We start from the raw sequence: 13,402 nt of genomic DNA, 5'->3' as shown, positions 1-13,402 counted from the left end.
GCACCTTGCCAATTGGATATTTAAACCTTGAATAAAAGCCTAAAATTTAAACTTTATTTAACTGCATTAATCATCTGTATTATCGGTTTTAATTTTTCAGAGCCAAGTATGCAATTTTACTCAAACCCGTTTTATATCGGTAGTTTCGTTTTCGCTATTGCGCTTATAATCTCTGTAATTAATTACGCCTGCCCTGCCTGTAAGAAAAACCAAGTAATGCGCTCTATTTCTAGTTATAAGCTTCCCACTAACGATTGTTATAATTGCGGGAAAGAAATTGATGAGAAAAGTAATTAAATAGACGGAGTTATTACTGGAGAGTCTGGTATTCAGGGTTATATAAAATAATAATTTACCGCCTAAACCTTTAGTGTATAAAGGCAGTAAATTAACTTGCTGCTTGAAACGACTAAAATTTAAAACTAAAGACCGTCCCACGTAAGTTCTTTAATTGTTTGATACAATGAGATCAAGTGATGATTGGACATATCCATTAGTGGCTCATACATAAAAGAATTCATATGTATATTTTCTGGAGTCATTAGTACAACTTGGCTAAGCGTTTTTCTAATATTTTTAAAAGTCTCACCTTTATCAATATTTTCTTTCGATAAACGATCATATAGTTTAGCTGTTTGCATACCGTTAATTGGCGTAGTATCAATAATGTGATCTAACATAAATTCTTCAGCTTTTAATCTTATAGCTATTGATAAGGCAACTTTGTTTTCTAATCGAATTTCATCCACACTATCGATTAGAGTTTGAATAACTCTATCAGCAGTTGTATAAATAAAGTCAATAACAGGCATCGCTTTATCTATATTCTCTGAAAGCTGTAGCTCATTCATTGTATTGGATATCATGACTTCTAGGTCGCCAAGCTTAAATTCTTTTGTATTAGATTTTATATGAAGTAAAGACGTCAAATCTAAATAATCGTTGCATTTATTTCCGCTTCTATATTCGACCAAATTACGAACAAAAGGAATCATTGCAATAATAATTTGAGGTATTTCGCCAAAATGCTTTTTCCAGTAATCAAATGGTTCGGTAATAAAATTATCACCGCCACCTATTAAATTGACTGTATTATCATTTTTTTGAGCTATAAAAGAATGCTTTCTTTTACTCCCATTACCTAAGACTCTACTTTGGAATGTTCTATAAAAATCAAAATTATGTGTTAATACTAATAGATTAAAAAGGCTATTTTCAGATAGTTCTTTTAGATATTCGATGATTGCGTATTTATTTTTATAATCAAAGGAATCTGCAATATCATCTATTATAATTAAAGTATTTTGCTCTTTAGCTTCCCTAGCTTTGAATTCAAATATAACGTAAAGCAAATACATTGCTCGTCGCTCACCTACAGATAAAAAATTTAGTGAATTGAGCTGCCCTCGATCAAATTTAACTGGCTGATCACTACCTTTTTGAAAAGTGAATACTATATTTGGTGCAATAGTTCCAAGTATGGCATTAGATTGGTTTTCAATACTTATTGAAAAGTTAACATGAAACCTTTCTTTAAATACCTCTGTAGCCTCGTGCCAAAGAGTTTTCTCAATTTCAGCTTCAGCCTCTATTGCCGCCAACTCTGATTTACCTGCATCAAATAAGGCTAATAAATTATCGAAAAGTACTTTTTTTTCAATATAGTATGAACACCAAATTATTTTTTTGAAATTTTGAATATCATTTAATTCAGTTGAAATCTCAGGGCAATCTTCTAGTAATTCTTGAAATGCCTTTACAGGAGCAACACCTTGAATAATTTTTTGTGATATAACTTTTAAATTACCATCACCTAAAATAGTTTCTTTTTCATGTTCGATTGCTACCTCTAATTCTGCAAGAGAATTTAGAGGCTCCCCATTTCCATTAAGCAACACTTTGTGTTCAGCTTCAAAGAATTTTTCTTTTTTCAATGAACTAATTATGGTGCTAGCTTTAACTGGATTAAAACCATTTTTCTTAAATATAGGTGATCTTTCGATCAAGTCGTTATATCTGTCTGTATAATCAGCAATACCTGATTTAATAGTCTCATCTGACAATAATTCTGTAACTTTTGGGTCAAATATCTTTGTATATGGCAGTTTCGAGTACGAGTCATTTCCTATATTAGCTAATTGGAGAAACCTTATAGATTCAAATAGGTCGGGGAGACCTAGGTCGCTTTTTATTGTACTTTCTAATTCTTCTTTTTTTACTTTTGATACTTTATTTAATTCAGTAATTAACCTTTTTTTCGCATCTAATATATCTTTATAGACTTTATCATAAACCGTTTTCATTTCTTGGTTCACTAATAAGGTTGATAAATTTTTCGAATCAAAACTAGGGCTAAATGGCTCAACTACCAATATATTTTCAGCATTAATATTCGTACCATCTGATTTTATCTCGAAGAAAGGAGTTTTTTCATAAACTAATTCTTCTGGTACTTTTCCTTCCGATATTTTTAAAAAAGTTTTTGCTAATGAGGTTTTCATCACTCCATTTGGTGCATATATCAGATTCGCATTTACACCTTCAAAGCTAAGTGTTTCGTTTAGTTGCTCTATTCCGTAACAATTTTCGAGATTTATAGATAGGGTTTTCATTTGCTTTCCTTAGCCTTAAATACAATAAATAATCATTTTCTAATAAATATATCAATATTTTGTAATTTTATACTGGTATTCACTTTAAAAGATCTCACTACTCAATTTAGTTGAGTCTCTAGATATTCGCTCAAGTAAATCTCAACCACAATAGATAGAAGAAGTTATTAATAAAATAATTGGGCTAAAGGTTATTACTTTGGGATAAAATTTACTGTGTCGGATGGCGCTTCGCTTATCCGACCTACGTTTTCAAATATATAATGCGGGGTTATTGGGTGTGGGTATTGGAGGTTCGTTGGAGCTCGTTGGGTTTCGCTGCGCTCTACCCAAACTTTTATCTCTTCTTGATGAATGTTCGCCTTAAATTTTTACGCAGACAAAAATGGCGTTGCCTGAGCGCTCTGCCCATGGGGTTATTTTGTCGTAGTCATGTTCAAATATATGGATTTCGAAGTACGGCTTTAGGGCTTCTTTAAGCTCGGTATAACTAAAAGCGACCATTGGGTGCTCGTCGTGCCATACGAGTGTTTTATCTGCGGTGGTTTTTTCTATGCTGAGTTTTAATAACTGTTTGCTGCCAGTGCCACTGTAATGCCAACCAGAGCGAAATGTGAAGAAGCTATTTTCGCTTGTTGCTGTGTGCTCTACAAATGAATCGCTGTCGATTTTGTTTTTATCAACCGTGTTAAAACAAAATATCCCACCCACATTTAATGCGCTGTGTACGCTGGCAAGGCATTCTTTTAGCTTATTAATGCCGTCGCAGTAGTGGATTGAATACAAAAAGCAGGTAATCAAATCCAAGTGCTCGGTTACCTTAAATTCACTCATGTTTTGCAATGAAAATTGCGCTTCTGGACAACGAACTTTTGCTTTATCTAGCATTGGCTGGTTTAAGTCAAGCCCACTACTTTTATAACCGTTATCAATAAAGTGGCGTACATGCGGGCCGGTGCCACAGGCTAAATCGAGATGGGTGTTTGCGCCATTACCAAAAATTTGGTGCAGCCTGTGAATAGAATTGCTTTGGGCTTGATAATTAATATCTGCACACATTAAGTCGTAGTAATCAGAAAGGTCGGTGTAAAGCGCATTTGCGGACATATAAGCCTAGTGGTAAGTAGTAGAATATTTTTAAGTCGCGCATAGTAAACTAGTTATGGCTATTAGCGAAGAAGATATGAGCTTTAGAGTTGTCGGGTGGTGCTTCGCTTATCCAATCCACGTATTTAAATATTATAAAACGTTATTAGAAAATGGTGCGGAAGTAGAGGTTTGTTGGGTTTAGCTTCGCTCTACCCAACATACGTAATATAACTTTAAGCTGGCTTTAACTAATTCCTAAATACTTATGTACTTGTATTGATAGGCGCCAGTTTTTGGCAATACAGGTGTCGATTGCTAATTTGGTTGCTGATACTTTTTGGCTAATTGGCTGCAAATAAACAAGCTTAGGATTAACGCCTGTTTTAGCAAATAATTCTTCTAGCTCTTCTACGTGCTTTTGCATGGCAACGGGGTGTTTAATTTCGTTGGCACGCTTCATTGCACTGGTAAGTACTTCATAGCCGCCGCGCATATTGATTTTTGGCGATACCGTTACCCATGTTTGCTCTGGGGCGAGTATTTCAAACGTGCCGCTGGTTTCTATTTGTGTGCTAAAACCGTGTTCGTGTAATAAGTTACAGACTGGATTTAAATCAAACATGCATGGCTCGCCGCCAGTAATTACAACATGCTTTGCGGTATAACCACGTGATTGAAACAGCGCTAAAATTTGCTCTGCACTGGCGTTAGCCCAATGATCTGAGTCGGCTTTTTTTTCTACGGTTTCATCCAGCGATACTTTATATACATTATCAACATCCCACGTTTGCTTGGTGTCGCACCAAGAGCAGCCTACTGGGCAGCCTTGCAGACGTAAAAATATTGAGGGTGTGCCAGTAAAGCTAGCTTCACCTTGAATGGTTTCAAACACTTCATTAATTTTGTACAAAAGAGATCTCACTTACTACCTAGCAGCCAAATTGCTACTATTAAAAAACCAAAAAGCGCTGTGCAAAAATTGTTATTTAAGCTGCGGCCGTGTAGTATATCGCGCCCTGATATAAACCTCTATTAAAACTAAGAGCAAAACAGATATGACGCAAAAAGTAGTTGTTATTTATTCCGGCGGTATGGACTCATTTACCGTATTAAATAAAGCCCTGCAACAAGGCCATGATGTATATGCCCTTTCATTTGACTATGGTCAGCGTCATGTAAAAGAGCTTAAAGTAGCGGCAAGTGTGTGTGAAAAATTAAACGTTCCACATAAAATTGTTGATATTTCGGCGATTAACCAACTTATTGGTGGCTCATCACTTACTGATGATATTGACGTACCTGAAGGCCATTACGAAGAAGAAAGCATGAAAAGTACGATTGTACCTAATCGTAATATGATTTTGCTCTCGCTTGCTGTTGGTTACGCGGTATCACTTAAAGCTAGCCAAGTTTATTACGGCGCTCATTCTGGGGATCATGCTATTTACCCTGATTGCCGTCCTGAATTTGTGCAAAAAATGGATGATGTGTGTCGTATTGCTAACTACGACGCGGTAGAAATTTTTAGCCCGTATTTAAATAATACTAAAATTGGTATTTTAACCGACGGTATTGAAATGGGTTTAGATTACAGCCAAACGTGGACCTGTTATAACGGCCGTGAAAAGGCCTGTGGTAAATGTGGCGCGTGCCAAGAACGCCTTGAAGCATTTGCACTAAATAACATTACAGACCCGTTAGAATACGAATAAGCCGCAATTAATTAGTAATACAATTGCTGCAAACAAAAAAAGGCTATCATCGATAGCCTTTTTTGTTTGTCAGGTTTTAAGTCAATGGTATTGATTACAGCCAGCGTTTTACGCGCGCTTTATAGGCGGTAAACTCTTCACCAAATAATTTAGTGAGCGCACGCTCCTCGGGTATTATTTGAAAAAACGTTAAATAGGCAATAAACCCGATAATACATAAAAGCGCCCACAAGGAACTTAACCAAACACCCCACCCTGCTAAAATAAATGCAAAACCCACATACATTGGGTTACGTGAAATTTTATAAATGCCGCTCGTAATAAGTTTTGATGCTTGCTCAGGTTTATTTGGGTTTACTGTGGTGTTTGCTATTTTAAAGCTCGCTACCCCTGCAATACAAAAAACACACCCAATAATGACCAAACTTGCTGCTAAGTAGGTAATAAAGACGGTGAAATCAATAACACTGTAATGCGCAATAAGCGCCATTATGCCTGCAAAAAACAGCACAACGATAACCGGTGGAATTTTATTATTTAACATGGCAACTCACTGTATTGGCTAATTATGTTTATTATATGGAGATTAGGGCGTGTTATTCTTTGGTGATTGAATTTGCAGCAGTATGTTTGGTTTTTAGGCAAGGCAGAGCCTATGTAGTGTGGCTATCCCCCATAAATAGGTGATAACGCAGCATAAAGACCAAACATGCGCTGCCCTTTGGGTTCTTTCTAGGGACGATTAACTCTTTGTTGCTCGGTTTTTACTTAGCCCACTAGGTTACAAACCTCGCGCCGCGATTTAATCGCCCCTAGATTGAACAAATTTCAATCCACAAAGATTAACACGCCCTAGCCATTAAACAATATCTTAAGTGTATAAATGATGAACACGCTTAAAGCTGAATTAAATAAAGTATACAAATTAAGTTACAATTGTCAGCTTTATCAAAAGCGCTTAAAGGTTATACTTTAACCATAAACGAATAATAAAATGATAAGGAATGAGGTTATGTCTGGAACTACGATGATTGTACTTATTGTGCTAATTTCGGTTGGCTCAGGAGTAGTTTACGATATGTATAAAAAGCATCTTGAGTTTAAGCATAAAATGCAAAACAACAACAGCGATGCCCATAAACAACTAGCTGAAACAAACGCACAAGTGCTTGCATTAAAAGAGCGTGTACAAACACTTGAGGCTATTGTTACTGATTCAAGCTTTAACGTTAAAGATGAAATTAATAAACTTTAAGTTGTTATAAGTAATTAGGATATAAATGCGCATTTTCTGGCTGCTCAATGCCATGAGCAGCTAAAAACCCACCAATAGCTTGCCCGCAGCCCTGTGGTGCTCGCCCGCTGTCTATCTCAAAATTTAACTGGTTAGCATGTTGCTTACCCATAGAGCAAAGCCCTACAGTACTTGGCGAGCGCATAGCGATACTTAAGTTACCTATTTGTTCAACCACAACGTGCTTACTAAAGCGGGCAAAACCTTTGTACTTAAATTGCTCGTTTACGTAATCATCGCTTGTGGCTACTAATGCTGTAATTAAGGCGTGTAAAAAGCTATTAGCGGATGGATCTGCTGTTAAAAACGCGATTGTTTTTTTATTAAACTCGCTAAGTTGGCAATCTTCACACAACAGCTCAACAGTATATAAATGTTGCTCGGCTATTTGCTGCTGGCTCTTAAGTTCAATACTTTTTCCTGCAAATACAATACGTTTAAGCACTTCATCAACACGGTTTTCAGCACTTTCACTTTTAACAAGTTCAGGGTTTTGCGCCATTACCGGTAAGTCGTGATGGTTATTAAATGGCGTACTTGTTGCACCGCTTTGCATTAACTGAAAAAGCTCTCTTACTTCATGTTCACGCGCTACTTTTAACGCTAAAAATGCAGTTTGGATAAGTTCTGAAGTAGGTAAGTTTTCCTCTACTATCCAGCGTCTGCCAAATAATAGCTTTTTGGCTTTACCTTCATTTGCAGATGCACTTTTTTGATAGTTATCTGGGCTCAGTACTGCTACCTGCAGGTAAATTTCTTCACCTTTTTGTGCAGCAAGCACTCTAAAATGAGCCGAGAATTCTATACTATCAAGCACTTCGTTTACGCTTTCAAGCGTGTGCTTGTAACGTAAAAAATGTTGTGGCACTACCCAGCTACTATTAGCCAATTGCACAAGGGGTGCATAAGAAATAGGTTGCTCGTAGCTGTGTTGCCATTTTTGCTCATTGCTAAGCAAATGATTAATGTGACTCTTGTTATCTGACATAAATAAACCAAATAAACTCGCGTTGTGCGATATAAACTATGAACACATTACGTCGTCAATGTCGTAATTAGATCACATGTACGCCCTACTTTCGGGCTTTTTTAACTATCGGTGAGTTCTTGATAGTCTGTTATAACTTTTTGATAGTATGGCTTATCTTTATTGAGCATTTTATTATAATGATTTATGAGTTGCCGCTGGTACATAGCGTGCTCTGCACTACTAAAATCCCACATTTTATTACCGGTGTGACTAATCTCATTATTGTTACTAAAGCTCACTTCAATCACTTCATAAAAACGCTTGTTGTCGTAAACTATTTGCTCACTTACAAGCCCTAAACCTAATTGCTTTAAACCGACTCGCAACTTATAAGTGTGATGCACTGGGCACAAAATAAAACGAACATTATTCAAATGCTCCACTGCATTATTAGCAATAATTTGTTGTATTAAACTTAACAACAGCTCACCGCCAACACCTGCTATTACAACTACTTGGCTTTTACTTTGAGCAATTTCAATTTTGCCTACATCCTGACATAAGACCTGCCACTGCGGATTTTTATTACAGGTTTTTTGTAATTTATTAATAGATGATAATTGCGCTTCTAGATCGTTCATTAAAGTGGCGACTATATCTACAAAAATAACCTGGTTTGCAGCTGCGCGTTTTAATAGCGCCATACCTAAATAACCATGGTCGCAGCAGCAATCCCAAATAATATCGTGATGCTGCGAAATTAATGTATCAATGGCAGTTAGGCGTTTGCTGAGCTTCATTTAATCAGCAGATTGTGACGTTTTGTAGATAAGTGCTTTTAAGCTTCTGTCGCTGTCTACTTCAATAAAACGCTCGGTAGGGGCTAGGCGCTCAACAAATTCAATTGCGCCTTGGGTGTGCTCGTTTATTAACGCTTTAAACGCGTCTTCGCTAAGCTCTGGGCTATTAGCACATAATAACAATTGTGTAGTATCGCAAAGTAGCTCTGGCAACCTGCGCAGCACTTTTTGATAGTCTTTAGTTAAAATAAAGCTGCCTTTTTGAAAGCTTGGCGGATCAACTATTATTAAGTCAAACGGGGCTGCTTTTTTTAGTTTTCCAAACGACTTTAAAATATCGTGAGGTAAAAAACTTACGCCACGCTCAAAACCATTTAATTGATGGTTTTGCTTGCCGACTTTTAGCACACCTTTGCTCATATCCATGTTCATTACATGATCTGCCCCGCCTTGCATTGCTGCAAGCGAAAACCCACACGTATACGAAAACAAATTAAGCACTTTGCCATGCTTACTATTAGCCATTACAAACTCACGGCCGCTGCGCATATCGGGAAATATTCCGGTATTTTGACGGCTCTGTAAATCAACCAAAAAACGAATGCCGTTTTCAGTTACAACATGCGGGTTAGGTAATTGCCCATAAACCACAGTGTTTTGGCTTTGTACACCAGCGCGCTGCTGATACACAAGTGAGCTAATAAGCTCTGGCTGGTTTTTTTGTGCCCACTGCCACACAACATCGGTAAGCTCGCTTAGTGTTTGCTCGTCAATTTCGTCGTACGAAACCAAAAACAAACTAGGCGGATAAAAGTCTAAATTAATATGACTTAACGCCTCAACACTATGGCCACGGCCATGAAAAACACGGCACAGTTCATTTTTTAAAATTGGCGCATCTTCAAGCGCAGTAATAAGAGGAGTAAAGTTTGCTGTCATTTTTAATTAATCAACTGTTGTTGTAGTTCATGTATTTCATCGCGAACAGAGCCCGCTTTTTCAAATTCTAGATCGCTTGCGTATGCATGCATTTTGGTTTCAAGCTGCTTGATTTGCACTGTAATTTCTTTCGCGCTAAGTACCTTTTTAGAGTCTTTACGAACAAGTCTAAGGTTATCTTTAGGGCCGGCTTCTTCGCCTACATCCATCGCATCAAGAATTTTTTTGGCTAGTGAATGCGGTTCAATACCGTGTTCTATATTATAAGCATGCTGAATTTCGCGTCTGCGCGCTGTTTCGTCCATGGCCTTAGCCATCGATTTTGTAATTTTATCACCGTACAAAATAGCGCGGCCATCTAAGTGACGTGCAGCACGACCAATGGTTTGAATGATTGAACGCGCTGAGCGTAAAAAGCCTTCTTTGTCTGCATCAAGTATGGCTACTAACGCCACTTCTGGCATATCCAGACCTTCTCGAAGTAAGTTAATGCCCACTAACACATCAAACACACCCGCACGTAAATCACGAATAATTTCAACCCGTTCAACCGTGTCTATGTCTGAATGTAAGTAACGCACTTTTACGTCGTGCTCACTTAAGTAATCGGTTAAATCCTCAGACATACGTTTGGTCAAAGTGGTTACAAGTACGCGTTCGCCCTTCTCTACACTTTTATAAATTTCTGAAAGTAAGTCATCAACCTGATCGCCCACTGGGCGCACTTCAATAAGTGGATCGAGCAAGCCAGTTGGGCGAATTACTTGCTCTGCGATTGCGCCCACACAACGGTCTAACTCAAAATCGCCAGGCGTTGCCGATACATAAATTGTTTGTGGTGAAATAGCTTCAAATTCTTCAAAGCGCAGCGGCCTGTTGTCCATTGCTGAGGGCATTCTGAAGCCATACTCAACTAAGTTTTCTTTACGGCTTCTGTCGCCTTTATACATTGCGCCAATTTGCGATACGGTTACGTGCGATTCATCAATAATCATCAATGCGTCGTCTGGGAGATAATCAAGTAATGTGGGTGGCGGATCGCCCGGCGTACGGCCCGATAAATAGCGGCTGTAGTTTTCTATACCAGAGCAATAACCTAGCTCCCGCATCATTTCTATATCGTATTGCGTACGCTGTGTTACGCGTTGCTCTTCTACTAATTTATTAGCACTGAGTAACTGGGCTCTTCGATCTTTTAGTTCTTCTTGTATTTTATCGATAGCACCGAGTATTTTTTCACGCGGGGTAACATAGTGTGTTTTTGGATAGATAGTGGTGCGTATTATATGCTTTTCGACAGCGCCGGTAAGCGGGTCAAAAATACTCAAGCGCTCTATTTCGTCATCAAACATTTCTACGCGAATTGCGAAGGTGCTAGATTCTGCAGGAAATATGTCGACCACTTCACCACGAACACGATATGTACCACGGCTAAAATCTATATCGTTGCGGGTGTATTGTATTTCAGCTAGGCGACGCAGCATGTCGCGTTGGTCTACTTTTTCGCCCACTTTTAAAAGTAGCATCATTTTCATGTATGATTTAGGGTCGCCCAAACCATAAATAGCCGATACCGACGCCACAATAATAGTGTCGCGACGCTCAAGCAGTGCTTTGGTCGCACTTAAACGCATTTGTTCTATATGCTCGTTTATCGAGGCATCTTTTTCAATAAATGTGTCGCTAGATACAACATAGGCTTCTGGCTGGTAGTAATCGTAATACGATACAAAATACTCAACCGCATTTTTAGGGAAAAACTCTTTCATTTCCCCGTATAGCTGCGCGGCAAGCGTTTTATTGTGCGCCATTATTATTGTTGGACGGTTTAAATCGTTAATAATATTAGCCATGGTAAAGGTTTTACCTGTACCGGTGGCACCTAATAAAGTTTGGTGTGCAAGGCCTGCTTCTAATCCTTCGCATAGCTGCTTAATCGCTGTGGGCTGATCGCCTGCTGGTTTAAAATGTGATTTTAACTGAAAATGGTCGCTCAATTATTGCACTCCTGTAACGATTCGCCGCTCAGCGCTTCTAGTTTTTTCATAAACCATTTGTATGCCACTATTGCTGTAAATAAGTTACCTAAAGCAGCGCCAATAAATAGCCCTAATAATCCGGCTATTTCGTTGCCTACATAAGCAAATGGTACATAAAATATGAATAACCGAATGACACTTAATACCAATGCGTACATTGGTTTGTGTAAAGCATTAAACGATGAGTTTGATAATATGATCACCCCTTGTAAGCCATAGCTTAGCGGGATGGTATAAATAAAGAGTTTAATTACATCTATTACGGCTTGTTCTTTACCAAATAATTGGCTTATAACACCTGAAAATGCAATGAGTAATACGTAAATGGCAAATTGCCATACCATTACAAATTTTAGTGTGCCGGTATACGCTTCTTTAACGCGGCATAATTTGCCAGCGCCAAAGTTTTGGCTAACAAATGGCGGTAATGTCATCGATAGCGCAAGCACTAATATACTTGCAATAGATTCTATTCTACTTCCCACTCCAAATGCAGCTACGGCCTCTGGCCCGTGATGCGCAACCATAGCGGTCATTACGGCCATTGCAACGGGTGTAAGCATGTTTGCGCCGGCAGCAGGCAAACCAATTTTTAATATTTTACGAATAGCGCCCGTCACTGTTTGCTTGCCTGCTTTTAGGCTCAACAAGCGCTTTTTAACAGCTAATATATATAAAATAATAACCACAGCAACCGACCATGCAATAACGCTTGCTATGGCAGCGCCTTGAATACCTAACGCTGGTACTGGCCCAAAACCAAATATCAGTATAGGGTCAAGTACGGCGTTTATCAGCCCTGCTCCACCCATTACTATACTTGGCGTTTTTGTATCGCCACTGGCGCGCAGTACCGAGTTACCAATCATTGGAGTTATTAAAAATACACTACCAATAAACCATATATTCATGTATTCGTGTATTAACGGCAATACTTGTGCGCCCGCTCCTAGCAAAGTAAATATGGGGTCAATCAGTAAATACCCAACAGATGACAACACAATAACCAGAACCACACCAACCATTAAAGAAATACTGGCGTCAAAACGCGCTTCATCTATTTTATTACTACCGAGCGCTTTTGCTATTACCGCCGATGTACCGATCCCCAGCCCTATTGCTAAGCTAATAACGGTAAAGGTAACCGGAAATGTAAAGCTCACTGCTGCAAGCGGCTCAGTGCCTAATAAGCTTATAAAAAATGTATCGACAATATTGAACATCATTAGCGTGATCATGCCGAATATCATCGGGATGGTCATCGTCTTTAATGTGGGCAAGATGGGATCGTTTAGTAAATCTGGGCGAGTCTGGGATTTTGAAATTGCGCGCATGAAATAAATAGGCCTCTTTTACTGAACGAATCATTTTAAAGCATCAAGGCAGTTCAAGCCACGGATTTATCACTACAATTGAAGTAATTAAAGAAGTAAAGATTCGAAAAAATAGTAAAACTTAGTTTTTGCTTCTTTTTGTTAAAATAGAGCCTAAACACACCAAAAACCAATTAAAACACATTTTTATAACTTTTATTACAAACACCCAGTGATATATGATGCTTTTTTACACAAAGGTACTGCTTGGTTTATCGTTACGAAAAAATTCCCTCATCGAGTTGCATACATTCAGCATCAAATCATAACCCATTGTTTTATATTGAATTAAAAATAGTGATTTAAAAGCTTGAAATCGTTGTAGCACCCTAAACCATTGGTGCCGATGATGTTCTTAAAGTTTCATAAACAGAGTTATCCACAGAAACCGTGGATAACTCATTCAAACCCGCATTTATAAAGGCTTTGAGAGAGCCTCCATTTTCGGTGATATCCAACCAATTGACCATTTGTTAATTGTGGCATTTTTATAAACTCACGCTAAAAACTGTAGCTCACCAATTTTTCTTCTTAACATAGTTGTACGTTAGGTATAAAAAAACGTTTAATACAA

Annotated in this window: 11 protein-coding genes; 2 read left to right on the top strand and 9 right to left on the bottom strand. The window is 38.1% G+C overall.

The genetic code is table 11. From position 1 onward, the window contains the following. Positions 1 to 422 precede the first annotated feature (422 nt). The 3 genes from CXF76_RS01690 to queE all read right to left on the bottom strand — a co-directional run bounded on the left by CXF76_RS01690 (position 423) and on the right by queE (position 4,611). Positions 423 to 2,612 carry an AAA family ATPase gene (locus tag CXF76_RS01690; protein WP_024592362.1) on the bottom strand — a complete coding sequence of 730 codons (2,190 nt, stop codon included), beginning with the start codon at positions 2,610 to 2,612 and terminating at the stop codon, positions 423 to 425. Between the two features lie 363 nt (positions 2,613 to 2,975). Beyond that, positions 2,976 to 3,719 carry a class I SAM-dependent DNA methyltransferase gene (locus tag CXF76_RS01685; RefSeq protein ID WP_101162898.1) on the bottom strand — a complete coding sequence of 248 codons (744 nt, stop codon included), beginning with the start codon at positions 3,717 to 3,719 and terminating at the stop codon, positions 2,976 to 2,978. A gap of 226 nt (positions 3,720 to 3,945) precedes the next feature. Next, complete coding sequence (gene queE / locus CXF76_RS01680) at positions 3,946 to 4,611, bottom strand: 7-carboxy-7-deazaguanine synthase QueE (protein ID WP_024591014.1); 666 nt, start codon at positions 4,609 to 4,611, stop codon at positions 3,946 to 3,948. A gap of 145 nt (positions 4,612 to 4,756) precedes the next feature. Here queE and queC point away from each other — a divergent pair, with 145 nt between their 5' ends. Then, entirely contained in the window at positions 4,757 to 5,413 is a 657-nt protein-coding gene (queC, locus tag CXF76_RS01675; RefSeq protein WP_002960416.1) for a 7-cyano-7-deazaguanine synthase QueC, read from the top strand. A gap of 94 nt (positions 5,414 to 5,507) precedes the next feature. Here the strand turns inward: queC and CXF76_RS01670 are convergent, their stop codons facing one another. Beyond that, positions 5,508 to 5,957, bottom strand: coding sequence for a methyltransferase family protein (locus CXF76_RS01670; protein WP_101162897.1), 450 nt, complete (start codon positions 5,955 to 5,957; stop codon positions 5,508 to 5,510). A gap of 468 nt (positions 5,958 to 6,425) precedes the next feature. Here CXF76_RS01670 and CXF76_RS01665 point away from each other — a divergent pair, with 468 nt between their 5' ends. After that, the gene (locus tag CXF76_RS01665; RefSeq protein ID WP_010553668.1) at positions 6,426 to 6,668 is read left to right on the top strand and encodes a hypothetical protein; all 243 of its coding nucleotides are present in this window, start codon (positions 6,426 to 6,428) and stop codon (positions 6,666 to 6,668) included. A gap of 4 nt (positions 6,669 to 6,672) precedes the next feature. On the opposite strand, the gene CXF76_RS01660 is transcribed toward CXF76_RS01665, so the two are convergent. The 5 genes from CXF76_RS01660 to CXF76_RS01640 all read right to left on the bottom strand — a co-directional run bounded on the left by CXF76_RS01660 (position 6,673) and on the right by CXF76_RS01640 (position 12,789). Beyond that, positions 6,673 to 7,695, bottom strand: coding sequence for a hypothetical protein (locus tag CXF76_RS01660; RefSeq protein ID WP_101162896.1), 1,023 nt, complete (start codon positions 7,693 to 7,695; stop codon positions 6,673 to 6,675). A 101-nt stretch (positions 7,696 to 7,796) separates the two neighbouring features. Then, a complete protein-coding gene (locus tag CXF76_RS01655; protein WP_101162895.1) occupies positions 7,797 to 8,477 on the bottom strand; it encodes a tRNA (adenine(22)-N(1))-methyltransferase in 681 nt (226 codons plus the stop codon). Beyond that, on the bottom strand, positions 8,478 to 9,416 hold the full coding sequence (locus CXF76_RS01650; protein WP_101162894.1) for a class I SAM-dependent methyltransferase: 939 nt from the start codon (positions 9,414 to 9,416) through the stop codon (positions 8,478 to 8,480). It lies immediately after the preceding gene. Positions 9,417 to 9,418: 2 nt separating this feature from the next. Then, a complete protein-coding gene (gene uvrB / locus CXF76_RS01645) occupies positions 9,419 to 11,413 on the bottom strand; it encodes an excinuclease ABC subunit UvrB (protein ID WP_007583893.1) in 1,995 nt (664 codons plus the stop codon). Then, entirely contained in the window at positions 11,410 to 12,789 is a 1,380-nt protein-coding gene (locus tag CXF76_RS01640; protein ID WP_024591018.1) for an MATE family efflux transporter, read from the bottom strand. The genes uvrB and CXF76_RS01640 overlap by 4 nt, the downstream gene beginning before the upstream one ends. Positions 12,790 to 13,402 lie beyond the last annotated feature (613 nt).

This window comes from Pseudoalteromonas sp. 78C3 (assembly GCF_002836695.1).
Classification (GTDB): Bacteria; Pseudomonadota; Gammaproteobacteria; order Enterobacterales; family Alteromonadaceae; genus Pseudoalteromonas; species Pseudoalteromonas arctica.
Note: the sequence above shows the minus strand (reverse complement) of the source record. Positions and strands in the feature narration are given on the sequence as shown.